This window comes from Collinsella sp. TM04-29 (assembly GCF_003466565.1).
Lineage (GTDB): Bacteria > Actinomycetota > Coriobacteriia > Coriobacteriales > Coriobacteriaceae > Collinsella.
The window spans coordinates 786,212-812,048 of record NZ_QSPW01000001.1 but is presented as its reverse complement, the minus strand read 5'-3'; the positions used below and the strand labels follow the sequence as shown (position 1 = coordinate 812,048).

Genomic DNA, 25,837 nt, shown 5'->3' with positions numbered 1-25,837 from the left:
CGAAAAAGCAATCCTTATGGGTTAGGAACGGGTTGCGGCGAGCACCTGCGCAGCCTTTTCACGCGCCCACGCATCGATGTCGCGAAGCTGCTCAAACGAATCGACCGCCTGCATATCGTGGGCGTCCATGCAGGATTCCACAATGCGATCGATATCGGTAAAGCTGCAGCCATCGTGCAGGAAGGCATCGACGGCAACCTCGTTGGCGGCATTGAGCACGCACGGCATGGTGCCGCCCGTCTTGCCGGCACGCTCGGCCAGTGCCAGACAGCGGAAGGTATCCATGTCGGCAGCATCAAACGTGAGCTGCCCCAGCTCGCGGAAATCGATACGAGGCGCCGGGGTATCCCAACGCTCGGGATACGAGAACGCGAACTGGATGGGAATACGCATGTCGGATGCACCGAGATGCGCCATCACGGAGCCGTCGGCGAACTCGACCATAGAGTGAATCTTGGACTGACGCTGCACGACCACGTTAATGAAATCGAGGTCGCAGTTAAACAGATGCATGGCCTCAATGCGCTCCAGGCCCTTGTTCATGAGGGTGGCTGAGTCAATGGTGATCTTGGCACCCATGGCCCACGTGGGATGCGCGAGGGCATCGGCACGCGTCACGCGATCGAGCTCGTCGCGCGTGCGGCCAAAGAACGGACCGCCCGAGCAGGTGAGCCAAATGCAGTGGGCCTCGCGCGGGTTCTCCCCCAGATAGCACTGGTAGATGGCGGAATGCTCAGAGTCGACCGGAATAAGCTGGCCCGGTTGTGCCAACGGCATAAGCAAGTCGCCACCGACGACGAGGGACTCCTTGTTGGCAAGGGCAAGGCGCTTATTCGAGGTCAAGGCCGCATGGCTCGCCTCGAGACCGGCGGCGCCCACAATAGCGACGAGCACGCAGTCGACATCGTCGCGACGCGCGAGCTCGCAAACCGCCTGCGCGCCAACGCCGAGCTTCGTTCCCTCGGGCAACTCCTGCAGCACGGCGTCATCGACATGAGCGGCATCGGCCACGGCAACCGCCGGAACCGAGAACTCACGGGCAGTGGCAACGAGCTCAGAGGTACTGGAGTTAACGGACAGCGCCGTCACCTGCAGGCGATCGGCATGCTGGCGGCACACATCGAGCGCCTGGGTGCCGATAGAGCCTGTACAGCCCAGGATGGCAACGCGGAGACGTCCATCGGAGCCATACGTCGTCTGGAAGGACATTACAGCACGCCTCCGATCATCAGCAACAGCTGCGCGGTGATGCAGCCGAAGATAAGCGAATCGCTACGATCGAGCATTCCGCCGTGGCCCGGGATAAGGTTGCCGGAATCTTTGACGCCCACACCGCGCTTGATGCGCGACTCGATAAGGTCGCCGATAACGCCCAGAATGGACACGACCACGCCGCACAGCAGCGCATAGGGCAGGCTGAGCTTGTAGAAGTGCGTCGCCCACAGGATGAGCCAAATCAAAACCGAGCCCAAGATGCCGCCGGCAAACCCCTCCCAGCTCTTTTTGGGAGAGATCTTGGGAACCATCTTGTGCTTGCCGATACGGCTGCCCACGATGTAGGCAAACGAATCGGAGACCCAAAGGGACGCGCAAACGCCCACTGAAAGCAGGGCGCCGGCAAAACCGGGCACGGCATCGCGCAGCAGCACGATAGCCGACAGCATAAAGCCAGTGTAGATGGGACCCATGAGCGTCACGGCCACATCAGAGATGCGGGTACGCGGCGACCAGACATACCAAATGCCCACAGCGAGCATCAAGGCAAAAAGCAGGGCATTCAGCAACATCGAATCGCCCAACGCCGACAGCGGAAAGAGTACGGCGGCAGCGATACCCATGCGCTCGTTAGCCATCTTGCCATCGAGCCTTGTCATACGGAAAAACTCATAGCAGCACAGACCGCTCATGACAGAAACAAAGATGGCCGTGGGCACGATACCCAAAACCAGGCACAGGATAAAGACAACGGCATAGACGATACCGGCGGCGGCACGGGTAATAAAGCCCGCCAGCCACGAACCGGTGCCGCTCTTCGCTGCAGGCGCTCCCGCAGTGGCAGCTTTGCGCACAGGCGTCTTGGGAGCAGATGCCTTGGGACGATCGGACACGATTAAGCCTCCTCGGTCTTGCTCAGACCACCAAACCTACGGTCACGGCCCTGATAGGCCAAAATGGCGTCGACAAGGCCCCAACGATCAAAGTCGGGCCAATAGGTATCGGTGACGTAGAATTCGGAATAAGCCACCTGCCACAGCAGATAGTTCGAAAGGCGCAGCTCACCAGAGGTGCGAATCACAAGCTCAGGATCGGGAAGGCCGGCGGTATAGAGGTGGGAAGCCACCATGTCGTCATCAATTGCGGCAGGATCGATCTTACCGGCGGCAGCGTCGAGTGCAATCTGACGGACAGCGCGGGTAATCTCGGCACGCGCGCCGTAGTTGACGGCAAGCGCCAGCGTCATACCGGTGTGATCGGCGCACTCGGCAAGACCGCGTTCAAAAACGTCGCGGGTCTTCTTGGGCAGCGCGGAAATGTCGCCCAAAAAGACAACGCGCACGTTTTCGCGCTTCAGAAGCGGCAGCTCGTCGATAAACGTCTTGGCAAACAGGTGCATCAAGACGTTGACCTCATGCTGCGGGCGGTTCCAGTTTTCGGTAGAAAACGCATAGGCCGAAAGCACGTCGACGCCCAGACGCACGCAGGCGGTAATAATCTCGCGAAGGGAGACGATACCCGCCTTGTGGCCCTCGGTGCGTGCAAGACCGCGCGATGTGGCCCAACGACCGTTGCCGTCCATGATGCACGAGATATGGTGCGGAATGTTATTGAGGTCAAGGTCGGAAAAACCGACGCCCACAGGGGCGTCGGCAAAGTACTCGACCAGTTTATGCTCGTCGTATTGCACCTTAGATCTCCATGACCTCGGCTTCTTTTTCCTTCAGAAGCTCCTCAACCTTGGCGACATACTCATCGGTGTGCTTCTGGACCTTGGCCTGCTCGCGACGGACATCGTCCTCGGTGAGCTCCTCATCGCGCTCGAGCTTGTTGTTGAAGTCGCGACGGATGTTACGGATAGACACCTTGGCCTGCTCGGCGTACTCGCGGCACTCCTTGACAAGCTCGCGACGGCGCTCCTCAGTGGGAGCCGGGAACGGAAGACGAACGACGGTGCCATCGGAGTTGGGGGTAATACCCAGATCGGAAGCGCCGATGGCCTTGACGATAGCGTTGATGAGGGCCTTGTCCCACGGCTCGATGAGCAGCATGTGAGCCTCGGGGGTCTTGACGGCGGCAACCTGCGTGACCGGCGTGGGGACACCGTAATAATCGACGGTGATGTCGGACAGAATGTTGGCGTTGGCGCGACCGGTACGGACCTTGGAGAAGTTATGCTTGAGGGACTCGAGCGACTTGTCCATATGGGCGGTGATGTTCTCTGCCATGCTTAATCCTCCTGATAGACGAGCGTGCCGACGGGCTCACCCGCGAGCGCGCGTTTGACGGTGTCCTCGCCATCGATGTTGAGGACCAAAATAGGCATACGGTTATCCTGGCACAGGGCCGTAGCTGTGGAATCCATAACCTGCAGGCCGCGAACGAGAACCTCGTGATAAGTAATCTTGTCAAAACGGACGGCATCGGCGCACTTGACGGGATCCTTGTCGTAGATGCCGTCAACCTTGGTGGCTTTAATCAGAATCTCGGCGCCGATCTCGCACGCACGAAGAGCCGCGGCGGTGTCGGTCGTAAAGTACGGATTACCCGAACCGGCGGCAAAAATAACAACGTTGCCCTTGGAAAGGTGGTTGATAGCGCGACGGCGAATATAGGGCTCGCAGATCTCGTTCATCTGGATAGCGCTCATCACGCGGCAGGGAACATCGTTATGCTCGAAGGCATCCTGCAGGGCGAGCGCGTTCATAACGGTTGCCAGCATGCCCATGTAGTCGGCCTGAGCACGCTCCATGCCACCGGCAGCGCCTGCCATGCCGCGGAAAATATTGCCGCCGCCGACAACGACGCCGACCTCATGGCCAACGGCGAGCAGCTCCTTGACCTGCTTGGCAAGATGGTCGGTAACCTTGGGGTCAATGCCATATTGGCCGTCGCCCATCAGTGCTTCGCCGGAAAGCTTAAGAAGCACGCGTTTATATCGGATGTCGGACAAAGCGATCCTCCTTTAATTAGACTCTCAATATGATATCAAAGGCTCTGATAAGAGCCATGAAAAAGCAGGCTGTGAGTAAAACCCACAGCCTGCTCATTACCAGCTACAAGAGCTTATTTACTCGCCACGGACCAGACGGTCAAAGGCAACGACGGTAATGGTGTCGCCGAGCTCCTTGGAGACCTGCTCAGCGTACTTCTTGATGGTGAGGGAGCTGTCCTTGATGAACTCCTGCTCGGTGAGCACGGACTGCTTGTAGAACTTCTCCAGACGGCCAACAGCCATCTTCTCCTGGATAGCCTCGGGCTTGCCGGACTCGGCAGCCTGGGCCATGTAGATCTGCTTCTCGTGCTCGACGGTCTCGGCCGGAACCTGATCGCGGGTAGCGCAGATCGGGGCGACGGCGGCAACCTGAAGGGCAACGTCGTGAGCGAAGGTCTTGAAGGACTCAGCCTGAGCGGTCTCGGCCTTCTCGAAGGCGAACTCGACGAGGACGCCGATCTTACCACCCATGTGGATGTAAGAAGCGAGCGCGCCGTTCTCGGCCTTGCGGGCAGCGAAGCGGGAGATCTTCATGTTCTCGCCCATGATGTGAATCATCTCGGTGAGCTCGGAGGAAACGGTCTCCTCGCCCATCGGCTTCTCGAGCAGAGCGTCGACGTCAGCAGGCTCGGTGGTAGCGACAACCTCAGCGACCTTAGAAGCAAAGCCGGTGAACTTGGCGTTGGAGCCAACGAAGTCGGTCTCGCAGGAGAGCTCGAGCAGAGCGCCGGTCTTGCCATCCTCGGAGACGAACGCGGCGACAGCGCCCTCGTTGGTCTCACGGCCAGCCTTCTTGGCAGCCTTGGCAAGGCCGTTCTTACGCAGAACGTCGACAGCGGCGTCCATGTCGCCGTCAGCCTCGACGAGAGCCTTCTTGCACTCCATCATCGGGGAGTCGGTCATCTCGCGGAGCTGCTTGACCATAGCGGCGGTAATCTGGGCCATTGTGGTTCCTTTCAAAGAGATGAAAAAGAATTAACTAAGACTGATTTACTCGGCCTTGGGCTCAGCGGCCATCTCGGCCTCGGAGACCTGCTCCTTACCGGAGCCAGCGAGGCAGGCGTCAGCCATGAGCTCGCACATAAGGGTGACAGCGGAGATAGCGTCATCGTTGCAGGGGATGCCGTACTCGACCTCGTCGGGATCGGAGTTGGTGTCGATCAGAGCGACGACGGGGATGTTCAGGCGCTGAGCCTCCTTGATGGCGTTCTCCTCGCGCTTAGTGTCGATGACGAAGAGAGCCTGGGGCAGACCCTTCATGTCGCGGGCGCCACCGAGGTTGGTCTGGAGCTTGGTGAGCTCCTTGCCGAGCACAGCCTGCTCCTTCTTGGGGAGCACTGCCATGCGGCCGTCCTCGACCATGGCCTCGAGCTCCTCCATGCGGTTGATGCGGGAGCGGATGGTGACGAAGTTGGTCAGCATACCGCCAAGCCAACGCTGGTTGATGTAGGGCATATTAGCGCGCTCAGCAGCGTTCTTGACGGCCTCCTGAGCCTGCTTCTTGGTGCCGACGAACAGCACGTTGCCACCCTTGGCGACGTTCTTGACGAAGGTGTAGGCCTGGTCGGCGTCGAGGATGGCCTGCTTGAGGTCGAGGATGTAGATGCCGTTGCGCTCACCGAAGATGAACGGCTTCATCTTGGGGTTCCAGCGACGGGTCTGGTGACCGAAGTGGCAGCCGGCCTCGAGCAGGGTGCGGATATTAATCTTGGTAGCCATGTTAAACCTCCTGTGGTTTGCCTCCGCGCGGGGTCATCCTCCAAAACCAACCCGGACATGTGCTACCAAAGCCCGGGCACCACGGTATGAAGTAGCCGCGCGTGCGTGATAAAAACATGTTGCCGTGAAGCAACCCGATGAATGATAGCAGGAATGCATCTTCGTGCCAACCCGCAATCAAAACCACACACCTGAGTGCGGCGCGGGACGTCCCAGCCACTATTCGCCTCGGGGATGGGCTTGAGCCACGGCACGTTTGAGCCGATCGGGCGTGAGGTGCGTGTAGATCTGCGTCGTGGACAGGCTCGCATGACCCAGCAGCTCTTGAACCGAGCGCAGGTCCGCACCGCCCTCGAGCAAGTCGGTCGCAAAGGTATGGCGCATCGCATGCGGGGCGATGTCGGCCGGAATGCCGGCGAGTGTCGCCAGAGTATGGAACCGCCGCCTGAGCATGGCGGCACTCATGTGATTACCGCGCGCCGATATAAGCAGCGGATGCGGCCCGGTAGTGGGGTCACGGCGCTTTGCCTGAGCGAGCAACTCCGGCCGCCCCTCCTCAATATAGAGACGCGTCGCCTCGAGCGCACGACGATACAGAGGGACGATACGTTCTTTGCTCCCCTTGCCCCACAGGCGCAGCGTGCGTTCGGACCACGCAATGGACTCCACATTGAGTGCTGCGAGCTCAGAGATACGGGCGCCCGAGGCATAGAGCAGCTCGAGCATCGCCGCATCGCGCAGTCCCGCGGGTGTTGAGGTATCAGGCGTCTTGAGCAGCGCCTCCACCTGTTGGGTCGTCAGCACACCGGGTAGATCGCGCGGGAGCTTGGGCGAGGAAATTGCCGAGACCACATCGCCCTCCACGACCCCCTCGGCAGCCATCCATCGATAGAGCGATCGGATAGCCGAAAGATGCGCCGCAAGCGTTCGGGGAGCCACCTGCTCACGCGAAAGCTCGGCAAGATAGCGACGAATGGTGCGCACGTCGGCAGCGAAAGCATCGATATCCTCGCGCTCGCACCAGGCAGCAAAGCGCTCCAGCCTCGAGCCGTAGGCCGTCACCGTGTTGGGAGAAAGTCCCTCGACACGTGAGATATAGGCGATAAACGAGTCGACGGTGTCGTACAGGTCAAAGGCTATGACCGGTCGCCTCCAAACAGATCAGGACGAGTGGCCAGATAGGCATCAAGGGCCTCGAGCGCACGGTCCGCATAGGCCTGGTAGCGGTCGCGCTTGCTGCGGCGCTTACCATCCTCGAGTGGCGGCACCAGGCCAAAGTTGACATGCATAGGCTGATAGCCCACGGTGGCAGGATCGGTCGCATAGCCCACGAGCGCACCCAGGGCGCCCACGCGCGGCAACTCGACGCCCGCGACACCGATAGCCTCGGCATAGGTGTTGAGCGCCGCGAGCAGACCGGTCGCCACGGCTTCCATGTACCCCTCGGTGCCGGTGATCTGACCGGCCAGGCGCACGCCGGTACCGGGCACGGCAAAGGTGCCATCGAGCACGTGCGGGGCGTCGACAAAGGTATTGCGATGCATGACACCGTAGCGGAAGAACTCAGCGTTCCCCAGGCCCGGCACCATATGGAAGACGCGCTTCTGCTCGCCAAAGGTCAGGTTTGTCTGGAAGCCCACCAGGTTATAGGCGGTCTTCTCCTTGTTCTCGGCACGCAGCTGAATCGCCGCCCAGGGGCGACGTCCGGTACGCGGGTCGGTGAGGCCGACGGGCTTCATGGCGCCAAAGCGAATGGCGTCCTTGCCGGTGCGCGCAACTTCCTCGGCAGGTTGGCAGGCCTGGAACAGATCGCCGCCCTCAAAGTCTTTGAGCACCACGCGGTCGGCCGTGGTAAGTGCCTCGATAAAGGCCTCGTACTCCTCCTTGTTGAGCGGAGCGTTGAGATAGTCGCCGCTCCCCTGCTCCTCGTAGCGCGACTGCGAGAACAGCACGTCCATATCGAGCGTGGAGGCATCGACGATCGGCGCCGCGGCATCGAAGAACGCAAGGGCGTCGCCGCCGACGAGCTTCATGACCTCTTCGCTCAGCGCCGGTGAACACAGCGGGCCCGCGGCAATGACCACGTGGCCCTCGGGAATCTGCGTGACCTCGCCGTGCACGACCTCGATATTGGGACGGGCGGCAACCTCGGCCTCGACAAGCTCGGAAAACTTGACGCGGTCGACCGCCAGGGCACCGCCGGCGGGAACAGCCGCGCGATGGGCGCAATCGAGCAGGACTGAACCCATGCGCTTAAGCTCGGCCTTCAGCAAACCAGCCGCGGAATCCGGACGGGTCGACTTAAACGAATTGGAGCAGACGAGCTCTGCCAAGTGATCGGTATGGTGAGCCGGGGAGCTAACCTGGGGGCGCATCTCGCACAGCCTAACGGCAAAACCGCGGTCTGCCAGCTGGATCGCGCATTCCGAACCCGCCAGACCGCCACCGATAACCGTCACCTGATCGAACTGCATCTGCAAACACCTTTCTAATTGACACGTTTTCCATTGTGACCGAAGGGCGTCTGGGCGTGAAGGGCAAACTTGGAGGGCGCATACCTTCCATCCATCATGCGCTCGATAAGGCCCTCGAGTTCAAGCGAACCCAAGAGTTTGAGTACGCCGACAGCATCGAGCGAGACGAGCGCCGCGATGTCGTCGACCTTGAGCGGAGAGGCGATGAGCGCATGCATCACGGTCTGCTGTGTTGGATCCAGGTCGGCAATGCCGGGAGCATCGGGGCGCGAGTAGCGCAGGGTGCCGTAGATGCGTGAGATAGCCATCTCGATAGATTCCTCGTCGATGATGCAGCAGGCACCGTTCGCAATGAGGTAATTCGTGCCACGCGACTCGGGCGATAGGATCGACCCCGGCACGGCAAGAAGTTCGCGCCCCAAATCCATAGCAGCCTCGGCTGTAGAAAACGTCCCGGAAGGCATACCCGCCTCGGAAACAAAGAGGGCTTGCGACAGGGCCGCGATCACGCGATTGCGGCGCGGAAAGGCAAACTTGCGCGGACCCATGCCCCACGGAGAGATCGACACGACCGCGCCACCCGTATCGAGCGTGCGCATAATAAGCCCCGCGCTCGAACGCGGGTAGACCACGTCGGCGCCCGTCCCCAGCACCACGACGTGTTTGCCGCCGGCGTTGACCGCAGCCCAACCCGAGGCCTGGTCACAACCGACCGCGCCACCCGAAACTACCGTCACTCCCGCCTCGACCGCCACCTTTGCCGCAAGCTCTGCCACGGCAAGACCATACGGCGAGGCCTTACGCGCGCCGATGATGGAGAGCGCGGGCGTCGAAAGCACCTCGGGGTTGCCGCGCACATAGAGCGTCTGGGTTACATCAGAAAGCTCCAAAACGGTCTCGGGATACAACGCATCACCTGGATGCAGCTCGTAGGTCCCCTCGGCCATCATTGGTCCCTCCTTCCCTGGTACATCGCTGCCTCGAGCACGTGGTCCTGCGTCACTTGCTCGCTCTCGGCGACGTCGGCGATTGTACGCGCGATACGCACCAGTCGCACGATGCCGCGACCCGTGAGATGTGTGCGCTTCGACAGGCCGAGCACACACTTCTCCGCCGCATCATCGAGCTCAAAGGTCGAAACGACGCCGTCAATGGACCGTGTCTCGTCATCCTCGGCCTCGGCATCCGCATCGTCCATACGGGATTCGCGCCAGGCGCGAAAAGCGCGACCGCGCACAACGTAGTCACGTAACTCGGCAGACGACATACCCTCCGCACCCTCGATAATCACTTGGGGGTCGGGACGGATCACATCGATCATCATGTCGATACGGTCGGCCAAAGGACCGCGCAGTTTAGACCGATAGCGCTCGACCATCGCCGCTGAGCAGCGACACGGTACCTCGCGATCGCCCAAAAAACCGCAGGGGCAGGGATTGCTCGCAGCCAGCAGCTGAAAGCGCGACGGGAAGGTAAAGGCCCCGTCGACGCGCACGATCCTCACATAGCCGCGTTCGATGGGCTGACGCAGCGTCTGCAGCACACCCGTGGGAAACTCAGCAAGCTCGTCCAAAAAGAGCACGCCGCCATGAGCAAGGCTGATCTCACCCGGGTGCACCGGGCGCCCACCGCCGATAAGACCTGCGGTCGAAATACTGTGATGGGGACTGCGGAAGGGCCGGTGCCCCGCCAACAAACCATCAATGTTCTCACCCAAAACCGAATGGATGCACAGCGCCTCCTGTTGATCCTCAACGGAAAGCTCGGGCAGGATGCCGGTCATACGACGCGCGAGCATCGTCTTGCCCGATCCCGGGGACCCGATCATAAGCAAACCAAGCTCACCCGCTGCCGCCAGTGCCATGCCGCGCTTGGCGACCTCCTGCCCCAGTACGTCGGCATAGTCGAGTTCGGGCTCAAAGGTCGCCTCGAGCACTTCAGAATCCAAGTAGTGCCGCGCGGCATCGCCCATGCCATGGGCAAGCTGAGACAAATGATCGATAAATCCGCAATCCACGCCCGCAAGCGGCACATGCTGATCGGACCTGCCGGCGATAAAGGACAGCCCCATATCACGCGCCAATAACTGAAACGCCACCTCGCCCTTGACGGGAAGCACCGTACCGTCCAAGCCGAGCTCGCCGGCGATAAGGCAGCGATCGAGGTTGTCACGGGGAATCTGCCCATCGGCCGCCAGAACCGCGATGGCGATGGGCAGATCAAAGCCGCTACCGGTCTTGCGAATATCGCCGGGCGCTAGGTTGACCGTAATGCCCGAGCGTGGGATCTCGAACCCGGCGGAGCGCATCGCGCAGCGAATACGACCGCGTGACTCCATCACCTCCATACTCGGAATGCCGAGCATTTGGATGCCCGGAACACCACCGGCAAGCGAGACCTCGACCGTGACGTGAATCGCCTCGACGCCACGGATGCAGGCCGCGTGAACGGCAAACGTCTCGAACGCCATCACGACACCTGCCAATCGAACGCGTTGTACTGATGCTCGATCTCAGCGATATGCCCGCCACGAATGGTGACACCCACGGCATCGAAGCGAATCGCCTTGAGCGGATAATGCTCCATGAGATAGCAACTTGCGATGCGGCGGTAGCGGCGTTGCTTTTGAGCGTCCACGGCCTCCTCGGGAAAGACCCGCGTGCTGCAATCCAGTGCAACGCGTCTGGTCTTGACCTCGGCCATCACCACGACATCGTCGAGCTCATCGAGCAGCACCAGATCGGCCTCGCCCTCGGTGCAACGATAACCCTGCTCCAGCAAGGTGTAGCCGCGCTCGTTAAAGTAGTCGATGGTGATCAGCTCGCCCAGCATGCCCAGCTCGCGGGGACTGAGTCCCTTGATTAACTCGGGCGTCATCGCCCCACAGTCGAGCTCGCCGTTTTCCCAACGCTCCTTGAGTTGCTGCGTCTTGCTCTTTTTGCTTGCGGCACTCATGGGGTCTCCTTTCCCGCACGCTGCATTGCCCCGATGATGAGGGCACCTTTCATGCGGGTAAGTACCGGAAGCAAACCAAAAGCTGACCAAATGCCGTCAAAAAACGGGCCGTTCGCAGCAATGGTGTTGCATACGGCCCGCTACCAGCAGGTTTATAAAACCCCTGAGGTCCCTGTCTCCACAATTGACCTAGAAAAGGCGCTCAGTCTGCAGAAAGTTTCCGCAAAAGCTCACGCGGTGCAGTGGACAAAGTCCATGTTTGCGAATGGCCTCGATGTGCTCGGGGCTTGCGTAGCCTTTCGATTCGGCCAAATGGTACTCGGGATACTCGGCATCGTACTCGACCATCATCTCATCACGCGTGACCTTGGCCATGATGGACGCCGCGGCGATACAGGCGATCTTGGCATCGCCCTTCACCACGTCGCGCTCGTTGGGAACGGCGCCCAAGGGGTTACCGTCCATAAGCACGCAATCGGGCTCGAGCCCCGTATCGGCCACGGCGCCCGCGACAGCGGCTCGAATGGCGCGGGCCATGCCCATCTCATCGATATCCTTAGGCGCGATATGGCAAAAACCAATTGCCGTCGCCACCTCGGCAATCTTCACTGAGAGCAACTCGCGGCGCGCCGGCGTGAGCTTTTTGGAATCGTTGATGCCCCAGACGCGCGGCTCCATAGGAAGGCAGACGGCGCATACCGTCAAAGGACCGGCCACCGATCCGCGACCTACCTCGTCGACACCAACGACTACCCCATCGCCGCCAAGCTCATGCATAAGCTCGTACATGTCATTGACGCGCTCGCGCTCGGCAAGTTCCTTGGCATGGCGCTTAAGAGCACGCTCGCAAGCCTTGATCACCTGCTGGCGCGGGTCCTCGCGATAATGCTCCACGAGGGCGGGGATCTCCTCAAACGTAGCGCTCGCCAACTCACCGGCAACCTGCGATGCCGAAACCGAGCTCGTCATATTGGCCATACCAGGCCCTCCTTGCATGCAAATCAGATAAAAAGAAGGGCCACCCGAAGGTGACCCTTGTGTCCAAACGAGTGGACAGACGCTGCGATCTTCTTAGCGCTTCTCGGGGATGCGAGCAGCCTTGCCCACCTTGTCGCGGAGGTAGTACAGCTTGGCGCGACGGACGCGACCATGACGAACGACCTCGAGCTTGGCGATCTTGGGGCTGTGAAGCGGGAAGGTACGCTCAACACCGACACCGAAGGACATCTTGCGGACGGTGAAGGTCTCGCGGGCACCGGCGCCGGCCATGCGGATGACGTCGCCCTGGAAGACCTGAATGCGCTCGCGGTCGCCTTCCTTAATGCGGTAGTGAACCTTGACGTTGTCGGCGACGCGAACCTGAGGAATGTCCTCGCGGATCTGCTGACGCTCGATTGCGCGGATGTAATCCATGTGCAATTCCTTACTCTTCTAGAGGTGCCGTACCATCTTGGCCGGCACGTAGTTGAACAAACGTATTCGAGTATACACGCGCGGGTTTCTGCTGCAAGAACAATTTTTTACGCAGACAAAAAGACAAAACCCGCACATGATAACCGCCCGCCTCGCGAATGAGACGGGCGGCATGAGGGGGGCTACACTAGGCGTCTACACCCAAAACGTTAGGCGTTGCGCTTGGCCTCGAGCTTGGCCTGAGCGGCAGCCAGGCGCGCGAGGGGCACGCGATAGGGCGAGCAGGACACGTAGTCCACGTCGGCCACGTTAAACAGGCCCTTGATGGACTTGGGGTCGCCGCCGTGCTCGCCGCACACGCCAAAGTGCATGTCGGGATTGGTGGCGCGGCCCTTCTCGACGGCCAGGCGCACGAGCTCCAGCACCGCCGCGTCGATGGTCTCGAAGGGGTTGTCTTTCAGGATCTTTTTATGCATGTACAGCGGGATGAACTTGGCCTCGGCGTCATCGCGCGAGAAGCCAAAGGTCGTCTGGGTGAGGTCGTTGGTGCCAAAGCAGAAGAAGTCGGCATGATGGGCGATCTCGTCAGCGACCATGCAGGCACGCGGCAGCTCGAGCATCGTGCCCACGGGAATATTGAGCCCGACGCCCTCTTCGGCGGAAACCTCGGCGATTACGCGCTCAATGACCTCGCGGGTCTGGACATGCTCGGCCGTGATGGAAACGAGCGGAACCATGATCTCGGGGCGCGGGTCGACACCCTCCTTGATAAGGCGGGCAGCGGCCGTGGCGACGGCGCGAACCTGCATGAGCGGCAGATCGCCAAAGACGACGGACAGGCGCACGCCGCGCAAGCCCAGCATGGGGTTGGACTCGACCATGCCGTCGATGCGACGCAGGCGGGCGCGCAGGGCAGTGAGCTCCTCCTCGGGAGCGCCGGCGGCCTCCTTCTTGGTGATGGCGACCTCGAGCTCGCGAGGATTATCAAGGAACTCATGAAGCGGCGGATCGAGCAGGCGGACGACCACATCGCGACCGGACATGGTCTTGAACATCGCCAGGAAGTCCTCGGTCTGAACCTTGAGCAAGTCGGCCAGGGCCTGCTGCTTCACGGCCTCATCGTCAGACAGGATAAAGCTCTGGATGATGTTCTTGCGATCGCCCAGGAACATGTGCTCGGTGCGGCATAGACCGATGGCCTCGGCGCCAAACTCGAGCGCGAGCTCGGCATCCTCGGGGTTGTCGGCGTTGACGCGCACGTGGTTGGCGTGACCGTCGGTCTCGTCCAAACGGATCTCATCGGCCCAAGACAGGATGGTGTCCAGGTCGCCGGTGAGCTCTGCAGAGACCAGGTCAACCGCGCCGTCGACGACGATACCCTGGGTGCCGTCGATGGAGATGACATCGCCCTCGCGCAGCACGCGGTCGCTGCCCTCGATGCGCACGACCTTCTCTGCCGCGTCAATGTGGAAGCGCTCAACGCCGCAAACGCAGGGCGTACCCATGCCGCGGGCGATAACGGCGGCATGGCTCGTCTTGCCACCGTGGCTGGTCAGGATGCCCTCGGCGGCGACCATGCCCTTCAGGTCGTCGGGGTTGGTCTCCCAGCGGACCAGAATGACCTTGTGGCCCTCGTTGGCGCGCGCGACGGCGTCATCACTCGAGAACACGACCTCGCCCACGGCGGCACCAGGGCTGGCGTTAAGGCCGCTGGCCAGGGCCTCGTACTTCTTGGAGGCGTCGAACTGCGGGTGCAGGAGCTGGTCGAGCTGCGCGGGATCGATGCGGCTCACAGCCTCCTCGCGGGTGATGAGGCCCTCCTCGACCATTTCGATAGCAATGCGCAGGGCGGCAGTGGCGGTGCGCTTGCCCACGCGGGTCTGGAGCATCCAGAGCTTGCCCTGCTCGATGGTAAACTCGATATCGCACATATCGCGGTAATGATCCTCGAGCGTCAGGAACACGCGCTCGAGCTCCTCGCCTGCGGACTCGAGGCCCGAGGTGGTCTTGAGGTCGGCGATGGGCTCGGTGTTTCGGATGCCGGCGACGACGTCCTCGCCCTGGGCATTCACCAAAAAGTCGCCATAGAACTCCTTGGTGCCGTCGGCCGGGTTGCGCGTAAAGGCGACGCCGGTCGCAGAGGTCTCGCCCTTGTTGCCAAAGGCCATGGCCTGGACGTTGACGGCGGTGCCGAGCTCGTCGGAAATGCCGTGCTGCTTGCGGTAGATGCAGGCGCGCTCGTTCATCCAGCTGCCAAAGACGGCCTGGATGGCAAGGCGCAACTGGAGCTCCGGATCATGCGGGAAGACGGGCTTGCCGTCGGCAACCTCAAGCTCGGGATACAGGGTCGCCTCGACGTTATCGGAGAAAATACCCTTGAACGTCTCGACAAGCTCCTGCAGGTCCTCGGCCGAAAGCTCGGAATCGACACGAACGCCGGCGACCAGGCGGGCCTGGGTCAGGGCGTTCTCGAATAGGTCGGCGTCGACGCCCATGACGACGTTGGAGAACATCTGGATAAAGCGACGGTAGCTGTCCCAGGCAAAACGCGGGTTTTGCGTCTGGGCGATAAGGCCCCGGACGGAATCGTCGTTGAGGCCCAGGTTGAGGACCGTGTCCATCATGCCGGGCATGGAGAACGGAGCGCCCGAGCGAACCGACACGAGCAGCGGATCGGAGGCATCGCCGAGTTTCTTGCCGCAACGGGCCTCGAGGTCCGCCTCAGCGGCAACGATCTCATCGAGTGCGCCCTCGGGCCACACATTGCCGGCACCGGAGTACTCGACGCAAGTCTGGCAGGTAATGGTAAAGCCACCGGGAACCGGCAGACCGATGCGGCTCATCTCGGCAAGGTTTGCGCCTTTGCCGCCAAGCACGAAGTTCATGGATTTGTCGCCCTCAGTGACACAGGTGCCCTGGGCGTCGGTTCCAAAACGGTAAACCCTCTTGCAATCGCTCACGATACTTCCCCTTCCATGCACTTACGCGCACGACCGTGGTAACGAATCGACCCGCCGAATGCGAGCCGTGAGGGTACTATACGGCGGGTTTTGGGCGGGCTTGCGCAGAGGGCGCGGGGGTTGGTAAACGTGGTAAATATGGCGGTAAACGGTAGGTAAAGTTGGTTACCTTATGAAGATACCAATGCAAGATGCTTGCAGGTCAAATGCTAGTTTATTGCTAAATCGCTTTACCAAAATCGTGCATTATTTTTAGGTAGTCTTTTAGAGACGGGCATTTTTAGCTACCCCAATAAGCTAGCTTTGCTGGGCTCGGCGGGCGGCGCGGCGGGCACGGGCATCTTGGATTTCCTCCAAGTGGCTAATGATCTCGGCAGCGCTTTCCTCGATGGCCTTGCCATCGGTACGCACCACAAAGCAGCCTAGGCGCTTCATGAGGGCACGGGCTTCCTCAAGCTCGCTGCGCACACTCTCGGGCTCGGCATAGGAGCCGGCAACGGCACGGGCGTAGTCATCGCCCAAGCGACTATCGCGAATTTCGGAAATCACATCGACGGTCGAGATCAGACCAAACAACCGCATCGGGTCAACCTCGTAAATCGACTTCGGCGGCTCCATGCCATGCGCCAGTGGGACATTGGCGACCTTGTAGCCCTGATAGGCTAAATACATCGACAGCGGCGTCTTGGATGTACGCGACACACCCAGCAGCACGATATCGGCACCCGACAGATCGTCGCAACCGCGCCCGTCATCGTGCTCAACGAAATACTCCATGGCCTCGATACGATGGAAATAGCGGTCATCGGTCTTGTGAATCACGCCCGCAACGCACTTGGGCGGCACACCGATGAGCGACGACAGCACGGCAAGCGTCGGGCCGATCAGGTCGACCGAACGGATATGCAGCATACCCAGGTAATCGAGCACGCGGGCGCGAAGCGCCGGATCGACAATGGTATGGAACACGGCGACATCGCGATGGTCGGCATCGACGCGCGGCCCCACAAATGACTTGACCTGCTCAACGGAGGTCACCTTGGGCAGGCGCAAAACGCGAAAAGCCCCTTCATCAAATTGCCCGGACGCCGCAAGCACCACCTCACAAGCGGTATCGCCGAGCGAGTCGGAGATAACGATAACGGTGGGACGAGCGGTGACCGGGCAATCCATGCGGGGCTCCTTTTGCGCTTATGCGCAGGCTGGCTTACTTTTTGCGGGCAAGCTCACCGATGTTGGCAATGCCGGAGAAAACGGCCTCGAAGCGGTTGAGCAGCTTAAGGCGATTATCGCGAAGCAGCTCGTCCTTGTCCATGACCATGACCTCATCGAAGAAACGGTCGATGGGCGCGCGCAGGGCGGCGAGGGCGGCAAATGCGGTCGGGTAGTCCTCGGCAGCAAGGGCGGCATCGACGGCGGTCTGAGCAGCCTCGGAGGCGTCGGCGAGCGCAAGCTCGACCTCGCCCATCAGGCTGCGGTCATACTCCGCACCCAGCTCGGGCTTGGAGATATGCGCGGCGCGGGCATAGGCGGTCGCCAGGTTGTCGAACGTCTCAGCGTCGTTCTTGCGGGCCTCGTCGAGGGCGGCGCAGCGGGCGAAGAAGACGGACGGGGCGATGATGTGCACCGCGGAGACGGCGGCGACGGTATCGGCCGGAATCTTTTCGTCGCGGGCCATGCTCACCAGGCGGCCATGGAAGAAGTCACGAACCTGCTGGGCGACCTCGGCGGCGTCGAACTCAATGCCCTGCTCACTGTAGAGTTCGAGGGCAAAGTCGATGAGCGACGTGGGGTCGATCGGCAGACGGTCGCGCAGGATGTTGATAATGCCGATAGCGGCACGACGCAGCGCGTAGGGGTCGGAGGAGCCGGTCGGGGGCTCGCCGATGGCAAAGATACCGGCGATGGTATCGAGCTTGTCGGCGCAGGCCACGATGCAGCCAGCTGTGCCCTCGGGCAGCTCGTCACCGGCAAAACGGGGACGATAGTGATCGCGAATAGCATGGGCGACCTCGTCGTTCTCCCCCATCGCGTTCGCGTAATAACCGCCCATCACGCCCTGCTGGCTCGTGAACTCGACGACGGCGTTGGACACCAGGTCTGCCTTGCACAGGTGTGCGGCGCGAGCAGCGTCGGCGGCAAGATGGGCGCCCAGGTGAGCCTCGCGGGCGATAGCGAGCGCGAGCTGCTCGATGCGCTCGGACTTGGCGAGCACGCTACCGAGCTTCTCCTGGAAGGCAACCTTGGACAGACGCTCACGGAACTCGTCGAGGGAGATCTTCAGGTCCTCCTCGTAGAAGAACTTAGCGTCGTCCAGACGGGCGCGCACGACGCGCTCGTTACCGTCGATCACTCGCTCGGCGTTCTCGGGCTTGCTGTTGGAGACGACCACGAACTCACGCGTCAGCTTGCCCTCGCCGTCATAGATCGGGAAGTAGCGCTGGTTGGTGAGCATGGACTCGCAGATAATCTCGTGCGGGACCTTGAGGAACTCCTCGTCGAAAGTACCGACGAGCACCGTCGGCCACTCGCAGAGGTTAATGACCTCCTCAAAGACCTTCTTGGGCGTATCGACATGGCAGCCGGGGCGAGCGGCCTCGACCTCGGCGATACCGGCGAGAATCGCCTCGCGACGGCGCTCGGCAGAAAGCACGCCGGCATCCTCGAGCACCTGCTCGTAAACAGCGGGGCTGGCGACCACATGGTCACCGGGGCCAAGCACGCGATGGCCACGCGTGGTGTTGCCACTCGTCACGTCGGCAAACGACACGGGCACAACATCCTCGCCCAGAAGGCAGCAGATCCAACGGACCGGACGAACAAAGGTCGCGGGCTCGTGGCCCCAGCGCTGAGAGCGGTAGTTGGGCCACTGCAGGCCGGCGATGGTCTTCTCGCACAGAGCGGTCAGAATCGGCGTAGCCGGTGCGGAAGGGATATTCTTCTCGGCAAAGACGTACTCACGGCCGTCGGTGTCCTCGCGACGGACCAGATCCTCGGCAGCCACACCGCACTTGCGGGCGAAGCCCTGGGCGGCCTTGGTGGCGTTACCGTCAGCGTCGAAGGCGATGTTGGCCGCAGGGCCACGCTTGACCTCGTGAACCTCATCGGTCGCGGTGGCGACGTCGGCAACGAGCGCAGCCAGGCGACGCGGGCTCGAGATCACGCGGACCTCGCCATGGGCCAGACCGGCCTCATCGAGGCCCTTGGCGATCATGGTGCCAAGCTGCTTGACGGCATTATTCAGCGGTGCAGAGGGCATTTCCTCCGTACCGATCTCAAACAGGAAATCCTTAGCGTCTGCCATGGCTTACGCCACCTCGCCTTCCTGGTCGGCATTCTCGTTGACTCCGGCGACCTCGGCCATGTAGGCCTCGCAGCACGCCTTGGCGACGGCGCGGACGCGCAGGATGTAGTTGGCACGCTCGACCGCGGACAGGGCGCCGCGGGCATCGAGCAGGTTGAAGGCGTGGCTGCACTTCATGACACAGTCGTACGCCGGCAACGGCAGCTTGCGCTCCAGGCAGGAATGGCACTCGGCCTCGTAGTCGTCAAACTTCTGACGCATCATCTCGACGTTGGCGACCTCAAAGTTATAGGCACTGAACTCGCGCTCGTTCTCGAGGAACACGTCGCCGTAGGTCATGGGCGTGCCGTCGGGCAGATAACTCCACACCAGATCGTAGACCGAGTTGACGCCCTGAGCGTACATGGCGATACGCTCCAGGCCATAGGTGATCTCGACGGGCACGGGGTCGACCTCGATACCGCCCACCTGCTGGAAGTACGTGAACTGCGTGACCTCCATGCCGTTGAGCCAGACCTCCCAGCCAAGGCCCCAGGCGCCGAGCGTCGGGCTCTCCCAGTCGTCCTCGACAAAACGGACGTCATGGTCGTTGGGGTCCAGGCCAATGGCAGCAAGAGACCCCAGGTAAAGCTCCTGAGCATTAACCGGCGAGGGCTTAATGAGCACCTGGAACTGATAGTAGTGCTGCATGCGGTTAGGGTTCTCGCCGTAGCGGCCGTCGGCGGGACGGCGGCAGGGCTGCGCATAGCAGGTGCGCCATTCGGCGGGACCGAGCGAGCGCAGCGTGGTCGCGGTATGGAAGGTACCGGCACCGACCTCGGAGTCATAGGGCTGCATAATGACGCAGCCCTGCTCGCCCCAGTACTGCTGGAGGCGCAGGATGATGTCTTGGAAGGAAAGCGATGAAGCGTTCATGCCTCTAATATCCCCTCGTCGAAACGATTACACGGTTAGGTACTGTACTATAGCGGTTTTTAGTCGATAGCGCCGATGCGGTTGAGCGGCCAGTAGCGCACAAGCGCCACAGCGATCAAATCAGAGCGATCGACGGGACCAAAGTAGCGCGAGTCGGCAGAGTTTTCGCGGTTGTCGCCCATCACCCACACGCACCCGTCGGGAACGGTGTAGGGATAACTCACCTGGGCGCCAGGCGCTTGGACCGAAAGCGGCCAGCTCATGCCCGTCGTATAGTCCTCGTCGAGCGCTTGGCCGTCAACGACCACCTTGCCGTCCTGCAGGTCGACCGTCTGGCCGGCCGTGGCAATAACACGCTTGACAAGAACATCATGCTCGGAAGTGGCATCGGGGTTGTGGAACACCACGATATCACCCTGTTTGACGGGCTGACCGAGCTCGAGGCTCACCTTTTGTGCCAGAATCTGGTCGCCAATCTCGATCGTGTCCTCCATGGAGCCGGTGGGCACCACAAAGGGCTCGACCACAAAGGTGCGGATCAGGAAGGTGGCCACGAGCGCGATCGCGATGACCGCGACCCACTCAAAAGCGCCCCTCAACGCGGAATGCTGCGATGGAACCATTCTCACTCCTCGCCCTGCGAATACGAAGCGTCCAGAATCTCCTGCGCGTATGTGCGCTCCTGGGGCGTAAGCCGTGCCGTCTCGATCAGGTCGGGACGCCAGCGGCAGGTGCGCTCGATTGAATTCTTACGGCGCCAGGCATCGACCTTGGCATGGTCACCGCTCACGAGCACCGGCGGCACGCCCTCGCCGTTGAATTCAGCAGGGCGAGTGTACTGCGCATACTCGAGCAGGCCTCCGTCCTCGGCGGTCGAGAACGACTCGTCGACGTTGCTCATCTCGTCACCAAGGGCGCCGGGAATCAGGCGTACGACGGCATCGGCAACGACCATAGCGGGAAGCTCGCCGCCCGTGAGCACGTAATCGCCAATCGACAGGCGCTCGTCGGCATACGCATAGGCACGCTCGTCGACACCCTCGTAACGGCTGCACACAAACAGCAAGCGCTCGCTTTTGAGCAGGCGCTCGGCCACATGCTGTGTAAAGGGCTCGCCACAGGGGGTAAAAAACACCACGGTGGGCTTAGGACCCTCGGAGCTAATAGCCTCGATGGCCTCGGCAATAGGCTCGACCTTCATGAGCATGCCCTGCCCGCCGCCGTACGGCTCGTCATCGACGGTACGATGGCGGTCGTGCGTCCAGTCGCGCAGGTTATACGCCTTAAAATCAAAAAGGCCGGCCTTGCGGGCGCGGCCCAAAATCGATGTGGACATGACGGGCTCAAACATCTCGGGAAAGACCGAAAGGGTCTCAATCAGCATGTTGTCCTCCCTACTTGTCCATATCGATCAGGCCGTCCATAACGTGGACGGAAATTGTTCCTGTGTCGGGAAGATCGAGCACAACCTGCTCGATCACGGGAATCAGTACCTCGCCGTACCGATCACCCTCGACAACCCAAACATCGTTGGCAGGCGTCGACATGATCTCGACAATCGTGCCGAGCGAACCGAAGCGCTCGTCGACCACCTCGCGACCCATCAGGTCGGTATAGGCGGCGTCGAGCGAATCGAGCTCAAAGTCGTCACGATTTGCCAGCACATAGCATCCCGTGATGCCCTCGGCGGCCGTCAAGTCGTCAATGCCCTCAAACGAGACCAGATCGCCATCGCCCGTATCGGTGACGGACACGACCGTGCAAAAGCGGTCGCGCTTGAGCGCCGGCGGCGTCAGGGCGACGCGCATACCCGGCTCTAATACAGAAGGAAGCCCCCGCAGCGGCTGCGCGAGGACCTCCCCCTTCCTTCCGTGCGGCTTGACCACACGGGCGATGTTTTTGTACTGGGACCTCAAGGTCCTAGCCCAGAACCTCTACCTCGACAGCAGTGTCGAGGCGAGCGGCCAGTGCACGGGCGAGCGTGCGAATGGCCTTGATGGTACGGCCACGACGGCCGATGACCTTGGCGACGTCATCCTCGGCGACCGAAACCTCAATCGTAGAGGCGTCGTCACCATCGATGACCTCAAGGCTCACGGAATCCGGGTCGTCGACGATCTGAACAACGAGATATTCGACGAGATCGGCGATGCGATCTGAGAGCATTGCCTCACCCTCGAGCTGTGCAGCGTCAACCTCAGGCACGATTTACTCCTCGGCGCCCTCAGCGGCCTCAGCGGCAGCCTTAGCGGCCTCGGCCTCTTTGGCGAGCTGCTTCTTGGACTTCTTGACGACGGTCTCGGTCTTCTCGCCCTCGTTGGCGGCCTTGACCAGAGCGGCGACGGCGTCGGTGAGCTGAGCGCCCTTGGACTGCCAGTCGGCGATCTTCTCGAGGTCGAGGTTGATGGTCTTGGGGGCGGTCATCGGGTTGTAGCGGCCAACCTCCTCGATGATACGACCGTCACGCGGGGCGCGGGAATCGGCGACGACGACACGGTAGTACGGACGCTTCTTAGCGCCGTGACGAGCAAGGCGAATCTTGACTGCCAAAGGAAACTCCTCCAACCAAGCAGCTTTAGGCTGCAACTACAAACAAACAGTTGAACATAATACGCCATCGACGCGGGCAGGTGAAGTCCGTGAGACCAACTTCTTCGGTGTAGTCGAGGGCAAATCCATATCTTAGACAAGAATTCGGGATTTGCAAGCACATACACGCACCCCACATGAGCTGCGCGGTATACTCATGACATGGAAAGACGCGAACATACATACGGTTATGAGGATGCCATGGGCGTCACGCCGCCTCCCTGGACGGGTCCGGCAGTGGGCCTGATGGACCTCGATGCGTTTTTTGCGAGCGTGGAAATGCTCGATCATCCCGAATGGCGCGGAAAGCCGCTCATCGTGGGCGGAGACGCCGATTCGCGTGGCGTCGTGTCCACGTGTTCGTATGAGGCACGTCGCTTTGGCGTGCACTCTGCCATGGCCTCGGCCGAGGCGCGGCGCTTGTGCCCGCAAGCCATTTGGACGCACGGGCACTTTGATCGCTACCGCGAGGTGAGCGCGCAGGTCATGGCGATTCTCGCCGACGAGACCCCGCGCGTTGAGCGCGTATCCATCGACGAAGCCTTTATCGATATCACACCGGGTCGCTTTGCGCCCGAAGACCCACTGCTGGTTGCGCGGCGTATAAGCGACCGCGTGGCAGCGCTGGGAGTGACGTGCTCCATCGGCGTGGGCTGCAACAAGACGGTTGCAAAGATCGCAAGCGAGCGGGATAAGCCGTTTGGGCTGACCATCGTGCGCCCCGGAACCGAGCAGCGCTTTTTGGCCGCGCTGCCGGTGTCTGCCATGAGCGGCATCGGACGCTCAGCCGAGGAGCGACTGCGCCGCATGCGCATCTACACCCTCGGCGAGCTATCACGTGCACCGGAATCCACCTTGGCCTCTATTTTTGGCGTCAACGGCGAACGCATGCGCCAGCGTGCGCTGGGACTCGAGGTTTCCGAAGTCACGAGTCTGGACGAGGAACGCGAGGTTAAATCGGTGAGCAATGAGCGCACCTTTGCGAAAGATTTGACTGAGCGTGGGGACATCGAAGCGGCGATTGCGCTGTTGGGAGAGTCAGTGGGACGCCGTCTGCGCCGTCAGGGACTAACGGGCGCCACGGTGACGCTCAAGCTTAAGTATTCGTATGGCAGCGGGCGTACGGCACAGCGTCGACTTCCACACCCCACCGATGACGAGAATATCTTTGTTGCCGTGGCGCTCGAGCTGCTCGACAATATCTGGCAAGAAGGCATGCACGTGCGTCTGGCAGGTATCGGAATGAGCGACTTCAACCACCAAGGCGGTATCCAAACCGACCTGTTCTGCGAAGTCGATGGCCGCGGGGCCCAATCCAGCGACCGACGCGACCTCTCCGTCGCCATCGACGCCGTCCGAGACAAATTCGGCGACACCGCCCTATCCTTCGGCCGCCAATCCCGCTTCAACGATTAACCGCCTTTAGGCAAAAAGAAAGCCGGGCAGGTGCGGAAAACCGCAACTGCCCGGCGAAATGCGCGAAGCTAGCTAAAAATCCCCGTATCAAATGAGCTACTAGAGGAGATTGAGGGGGAGCTGGGGGGCGTCACCCCAGAGCTTTTCTAGGCGGTAGAAGTCGCGGGCTTCGGGAGTGAAGACGTGGACGACAACCGAGCCGTAGTCCATGAGCATCCAGGTCTTCTGCTCGCGGCCCTCGATGGAGAACGGATGCTCGCCGCAAGCCTCGGCGACCTTCTCCTCGATCTCGTCGACGATCGAATCGACCTGGCGGTTGTTGGTACCGGTGGCAAGCACAAAGTAGTCACACACGTCGGAAAGCTCGGTCAGGTCGAGCACCTGCACGTCATCGCCCTTCTTGTCGTAGGCGGCCTGCGCGGCGGCGCGGGCGACATCCTCGGCGGCGACACCGCTCGCGGACAGCGAGGCGGCGGTGCGGTCGGACGTGGCAACGAAACTCTTGTGCTCCACACCTTCAAGAATCTGCTCGTCAGTCATGGTCTCGTCGGCCATGGAATACCTCTTTCTAGACACACCCGAGCTAGCGCAGCTGGGCGTAATGGTTGTAAATCGTAATAGCCGTGGGATAAAGATAGCGCCCGGACTGGATCACATAGACCAGACCCTGCGCAAAACAGGAGAAGAACAACTCGTCAAGCGTCGACTCCCCCACCATCTTGCGCAGCGCATGGGCATAGTCGCCGTGACGGTTGGGCTCGATGGCATCTGCCACAAAGACCACCATATCGAGCGGCGTCATGTCGCAGGCACCCACGGTGTGACGGTCGACAGCCTGGAAAACAGCCGGCGACAGCTCGGGAAAAAGCTGCGGAAGCTCATAGGCGGCAACAGGGCCATGCAAAAGCGGCGTCGCAGCGGAAGGAGAGCCGGCAACCTTGATGCCATAGTGAAGCGCGCGGGCCACGAGCTCGTCATCGGAAAGAACCTTGTCCCAATCGTGAATTAAGCCGGCGGCAGCCGCATCAAAGCGGTCAACGCCGTAGACCTCGGCCAGATGAAGTGCGGTCTCGGCAACACCCAGCGAATGCACATAGCGCTTGCGCTTATCTTTCATGCGAACATCGAGCAGTTCTTGAATGCGCTTGAGCAGCGCGCGCTCATCGCCCTCAAACTGATCCTCTACCGACAACGTAGCCCCCATCACTCAAAATCTTCTTGGCCCAAATCGGCATATAGCCTGCGCTTGCGAATGTAGCCGAGCACGGACTCGCTCGTAAGATAGCGCACGCTCATGCCGCGGGCAACTCGCTTACGAATGTTCGTCGAGCTGATCGCCAGCGCCGGAATCTGAATATAGCGCACATCGAACGGCAGCCCCGACTCTTTGATTCGGGCACGCGCCGTATCGATATCAAAACCCGGTCGCGTCGCCGCAATAAAGGTAGCAAGCTCAGCGATTCGCTCGGCATCATGCCAGGTCACAATATCGATAATCGCGTCGGCGCCCGTAATAAAGTAGAGCTTTACCTGCGGCGGGTAAAAGTCGCGAAGGGCATGAAGCGTATCGGCCGTATAGGTTACGCCCGGACGGTCAATCTCGAACCGGCTCGCCAAAAAGGCCGGGTTCGCGGCGGTGGCGAGGACGGTCATGGCATAACGGTCCTCGGCAGGCGTCACCGGTTTGTCAAGCTTAAAGGCGGGAAAGCCCGCCGGCATAAAGAGTACAGCGTCCAAGTCGAGCGACTCGCGCGCCTGCTCGGCAGTCACCAGGTGCCCGTAATGAATCGGGTCGAATGTGCCGCCCATAATGCCAAGCCGAAACTCTTTGCCCTCTTTTATGGGCAGCTCGGGCAAACCGATTCCACCGCGCAGCGACATG

The 25,837-nt window shown here is 61.1% G+C and carries 27 protein-coding genes; 1 reads left to right on the top strand and 26 read right to left on the bottom strand.

The window, feature by feature from the left end; translation table 11 throughout:
* Positions 1-21 precede the first annotated feature (21 nt).
* The 23 genes from dxr to rpsP form a co-directional block, all read right to left on the bottom strand.
* Positions 22-1,209 (bottom strand): 1-deoxy-D-xylulose-5-phosphate reductoisomerase, encoded by a 1,188-nt coding sequence (dxr, locus tag DXD39_RS03655; protein WP_117803153.1) that lies wholly within the window; start codon positions 1,207-1,209, stop codon positions 22-24.
* Positions 1,209-2,108 carry a phosphatidate cytidylyltransferase gene (locus DXD39_RS03650; protein ID WP_231500749.1) on the bottom strand — a complete coding sequence of 300 codons (900 nt, stop codon included), beginning with the start codon at positions 2,106-2,108 and terminating at the stop codon, positions 1,209-1,211. The genes dxr and DXD39_RS03650 overlap by 1 nt, the downstream gene beginning before the upstream one ends.
* Before the next feature lie 2 nt (positions 2,109-2,110).
* Positions 2,111-2,905 carry an isoprenyl transferase gene (locus tag DXD39_RS03645; protein ID WP_117803152.1) on the bottom strand — a complete coding sequence of 265 codons (795 nt, stop codon included), beginning with the start codon at positions 2,903-2,905 and terminating at the stop codon, positions 2,111-2,113.
* Position 2,906: 1 nt separating this feature from the next.
* Entirely contained in the window at positions 2,907-3,443 is a 537-nt protein-coding gene (frr, locus tag DXD39_RS03640; RefSeq protein ID WP_006236112.1) for a ribosome recycling factor, read from the bottom strand.
* A 2-nt stretch (positions 3,444-3,445) separates the two neighbouring features.
* Complete coding sequence (pyrH, locus tag DXD39_RS03635) at positions 3,446-4,168, bottom strand: UMP kinase (protein WP_040359955.1); 723 nt, start codon at positions 4,166-4,168, stop codon at positions 3,446-3,448.
* Between the two features lie 117 nt (positions 4,169-4,285).
* Positions 4,286-5,155, bottom strand: coding sequence for a translation elongation factor Ts (tsf, locus tag DXD39_RS03630; protein WP_022094736.1), 870 nt, complete (start codon positions 5,153-5,155; stop codon positions 4,286-4,288).
* 45 nt (positions 5,156-5,200) lie between these two features.
* Positions 5,201-5,929: a 30S ribosomal protein S2 gene (rpsB, locus tag DXD39_RS03625; RefSeq protein WP_117803151.1), complete on the bottom strand. Its 729-nt coding sequence runs from the start codon at positions 5,927-5,929 to the stop codon at positions 5,201-5,203.
* A gap of 219 nt (positions 5,930-6,148) precedes the next feature.
* Entirely contained in the window at positions 6,149-7,057 is a 909-nt protein-coding gene (locus DXD39_RS03620) for a tyrosine recombinase (protein WP_369832331.1), read from the bottom strand.
* An 8-nt stretch (positions 7,058-7,065) separates the two neighbouring features.
* Positions 7,066-8,403, bottom strand: coding sequence for a methylenetetrahydrofolate--tRNA-(uracil(54)-C(5))-methyltransferase (FADH(2)-oxidizing) TrmFO (trmFO, locus tag DXD39_RS03615; protein WP_117803149.1), 1,338 nt, complete (start codon positions 8,401-8,403; stop codon positions 7,066-7,068).
* Positions 8,404-8,417: 14 nt separating this feature from the next.
* Complete coding sequence (locus tag DXD39_RS03610; RefSeq protein ID WP_117803406.1) at positions 8,418-9,350, bottom strand: DNA-processing protein DprA; 933 nt, start codon at positions 9,348-9,350, stop codon at positions 8,418-8,420.
* Entirely contained in the window at positions 9,350-10,873 is a 1,524-nt protein-coding gene (locus tag DXD39_RS03605; protein WP_117803148.1) for a YifB family Mg chelatase-like AAA ATPase, read from the bottom strand. The genes DXD39_RS03610 and DXD39_RS03605 overlap by 1 nt, the downstream gene beginning before the upstream one ends.
* Positions 10,873-11,358: a YraN family protein gene (locus tag DXD39_RS03600; RefSeq protein WP_117735157.1), complete on the bottom strand. Its 486-nt coding sequence runs from the start codon at positions 11,356-11,358 to the stop codon at positions 10,873-10,875. Before DXD39_RS03600 ends, DXD39_RS03605 begins: the two co-directional genes overlap by 1 nt.
* 189 nt (positions 11,359-11,547) lie before the next feature.
* Positions 11,548-12,336: a ribonuclease HII gene (locus DXD39_RS03595; protein ID WP_117639929.1), complete on the bottom strand. Its 789-nt coding sequence runs from the start codon at positions 12,334-12,336 to the stop codon at positions 11,548-11,550.
* Between the two features lie 93 nt (positions 12,337-12,429).
* Positions 12,430-12,771 carry a 50S ribosomal protein L19 gene (gene rplS, locus DXD39_RS03590; RefSeq protein ID WP_006236098.1) on the bottom strand — a complete coding sequence of 114 codons (342 nt, stop codon included), beginning with the start codon at positions 12,769-12,771 and terminating at the stop codon, positions 12,430-12,432.
* A 209-nt stretch (positions 12,772-12,980) separates the two neighbouring features.
* A complete protein-coding gene (gene ppdK, locus DXD39_RS03585; protein ID WP_117803147.1) occupies positions 12,981-15,731 on the bottom strand; it encodes a pyruvate, phosphate dikinase in 2,751 nt (916 codons plus the stop codon).
* A gap of 297 nt (positions 15,732-16,028) precedes the next feature.
* Entirely contained in the window at positions 16,029-16,904 is an 876-nt protein-coding gene (locus tag DXD39_RS03580; protein ID WP_117803146.1) for a pyruvate, water dikinase regulatory protein, read from the bottom strand.
* A gap of 34 nt (positions 16,905-16,938) precedes the next feature.
* On the bottom strand, positions 16,939-19,035 hold the full coding sequence (gene glyS / locus DXD39_RS03575; RefSeq protein ID WP_117803145.1) for a glycine--tRNA ligase subunit beta: 2,097 nt from the start codon (positions 19,033-19,035) through the stop codon (positions 16,939-16,941).
* Between the two features lie 3 nt (positions 19,036-19,038).
* Positions 19,039-19,950, bottom strand: a complete 912-nt coding sequence (locus DXD39_RS03570) for a glycine--tRNA ligase subunit alpha (RefSeq protein WP_006236091.1) — start codon at positions 19,948-19,950, stop codon at positions 19,039-19,041.
* A 59-nt stretch (positions 19,951-20,009) separates the two neighbouring features.
* Entirely contained in the window at positions 20,010-20,573 is a 564-nt protein-coding gene (gene lepB, locus DXD39_RS03565) for a signal peptidase I (protein ID WP_055250011.1), read from the bottom strand.
* 2 nt (positions 20,574-20,575) lie between these two features.
* Entirely contained in the window at positions 20,576-21,334 is a 759-nt protein-coding gene (gene trmD / locus DXD39_RS03560; protein WP_117803144.1) for a tRNA (guanosine(37)-N1)-methyltransferase TrmD, read from the bottom strand.
* A 10-nt stretch (positions 21,335-21,344) separates the two neighbouring features.
* Entirely contained in the window at positions 21,345-21,836 is a 492-nt protein-coding gene (gene rimM / locus DXD39_RS03555; RefSeq protein WP_226812527.1) for a ribosome maturation factor RimM, read from the bottom strand.
* Positions 21,837-21,870: 34 nt separating this feature from the next.
* Complete coding sequence (locus tag DXD39_RS03550; protein ID WP_171021534.1) at positions 21,871-22,116, bottom strand: KH domain-containing protein; 246 nt, start codon at positions 22,114-22,116, stop codon at positions 21,871-21,873.
* Between the two features lie 42 nt (positions 22,117-22,158).
* Entirely contained in the window at positions 22,159-22,500 is a 342-nt protein-coding gene (rpsP, locus tag DXD39_RS03545; RefSeq protein WP_022094749.1) for a 30S ribosomal protein S16, read from the bottom strand.
* A gap of 201 nt (positions 22,501-22,701) precedes the next feature.
* On the opposite strand from rpsP, the gene dinB reads away from it, so the two are divergent.
* Complete coding sequence (dinB, locus tag DXD39_RS03540; protein ID WP_199572076.1) at positions 22,702-23,955, top strand: DNA polymerase IV; 1,254 nt, start codon at positions 22,702-22,704, stop codon at positions 23,953-23,955.
* A 99-nt stretch (positions 23,956-24,054) separates the two neighbouring features.
* Here dinB and rsfS read toward each other — a convergent pair whose 3' ends face one another.
* From rsfS to nadD, 3 genes are all read right to left on the bottom strand, one after another.
* The gene (rsfS, locus tag DXD39_RS03535; protein ID WP_117803142.1) at positions 24,055-24,510 is read right to left on the bottom strand and encodes a ribosome silencing factor; all 456 of its coding nucleotides are present in this window, start codon (positions 24,508-24,510) and stop codon (positions 24,055-24,057) included.
* 28 nt (positions 24,511-24,538) lie between these two features.
* Positions 24,539-25,072: a bis(5'-nucleosyl)-tetraphosphatase (symmetrical) YqeK gene (gene yqeK / locus DXD39_RS03530; RefSeq protein WP_192924102.1), complete on the bottom strand. Its 534-nt coding sequence runs from the start codon at positions 25,070-25,072 to the stop codon at positions 24,539-24,541.
* Positions 25,073-25,158: 86 nt separating this feature from the next.
* Positions 25,159-25,836, bottom strand: a complete 678-nt coding sequence (nadD, locus tag DXD39_RS03525; protein ID WP_117803141.1) for a nicotinate-nucleotide adenylyltransferase — start codon at positions 25,834-25,836, stop codon at positions 25,159-25,161.
* Between the last annotated feature and the right edge of the window lies 1 nt (position 25,837).

Excerpts from the sequence above, each read along its gene's own strand:
- dinB (WP_199572076.1), top strand. The coding sequence starts at position 22,702 with ATGGAAAGACGCGAACATACATACGGTTATGAGGATGCCATGGGCGTC.
- DXD39_RS03580 (WP_117803146.1), bottom strand. The coding sequence starts at position 16,904 with ATGGATTGCCCGGTCACCGCTCGTCCCACCGTTATCGTTATCTCCGAC.
- DXD39_RS03550 (WP_171021534.1), bottom strand. The coding sequence starts at position 22,116 with ATGCTCTCAGATCGCATCGCCGATCTCGTCGAATATCTCGTTGTTCAG.
- nadD (WP_117803141.1), bottom strand. The coding sequence starts at position 25,836 with ATGTCGCTGCGCGGTGGAATCGGTTTGCCCGAGCTGCCCATAAAAGAG.
- DXD39_RS03600 (WP_117735157.1), bottom strand. The coding sequence starts at position 11,358 with ATGAGTGCCGCAAGCAAAAAGAGCAAGACGCAGCAACTCAAGGAGCGT.
- DXD39_RS03595 (WP_117639929.1), bottom strand. The coding sequence starts at position 12,336 with ATGGCCAATATGACGAGCTCGGTTTCGGCATCGCAGGTTGCCGGTGAG.
- frr (WP_006236112.1), bottom strand. The coding sequence starts at position 3,443 with ATGGCAGAGAACATCACCGCCCATATGGACAAGTCGCTCGAGTCCCTC.
- DXD39_RS03605 (WP_117803148.1), bottom strand. The coding sequence starts at position 10,873 with ATGGCGTTCGAGACGTTTGCCGTTCACGCGGCCTGCATCCGTGGCGTC.
- yqeK (WP_192924102.1), bottom strand. The coding sequence starts at position 25,072 with ATGAAAGATAAGCGCAAGCGCTATGTGCATTCGCTGGGTGTTGCCGAG.
- tsf (WP_022094736.1), bottom strand. The coding sequence starts at position 5,155 with ATGGCCCAGATTACCGCCGCTATGGTCAAGCAGCTCCGCGAGATGACC.
- rpsB (WP_117803151.1), bottom strand. The coding sequence starts at position 5,929 with ATGGCTACCAAGATTAATATCCGCACCCTGCTCGAGGCCGGCTGCCAC.
- dxr (WP_117803153.1), bottom strand. The coding sequence starts at position 1,209 with ATGTCCTTCCAGACGACGTATGGCTCCGATGGACGTCTCCGCGTTGCC.
- trmD (WP_117803144.1), bottom strand. The coding sequence starts at position 21,334 with ATGCTGATTGAGACCCTTTCGGTCTTTCCCGAGATGTTTGAGCCCGTC.
- rsfS (WP_117803142.1), bottom strand. The coding sequence starts at position 24,510 with ATGGCCGACGAGACCATGACTGACGAGCAGATTCTTGAAGGTGTGGAG.
- trmFO (WP_117803149.1), bottom strand. The coding sequence starts at position 8,403 with ATGCAGTTCGATCAGGTGACGGTTATCGGTGGCGGTCTGGCGGGTTCG.
- DXD39_RS03570 (WP_006236091.1), bottom strand. The coding sequence starts at position 19,950 with ATGAACGCTTCATCGCTTTCCTTCCAAGACATCATCCTGCGCCTCCAG.
- DXD39_RS03610 (WP_117803406.1), bottom strand. The coding sequence starts at position 9,350 with ATGGCCGAGGGGACCTACGAGCTGCATCCAGGTGATGCGTTGTATCCC.
- rplS (WP_006236098.1), bottom strand. The coding sequence starts at position 12,771 with ATGGATTACATCCGCGCAATCGAGCGTCAGCAGATCCGCGAGGACATT.
- lepB (WP_055250011.1), bottom strand. The coding sequence starts at position 20,573 with ATGGTTCCATCGCAGCATTCCGCGTTGAGGGGCGCTTTTGAGTGGGTC.
- glyS (WP_117803145.1), bottom strand. The coding sequence starts at position 19,035 with ATGGCAGACGCTAAGGATTTCCTGTTTGAGATCGGTACGGAGGAAATG.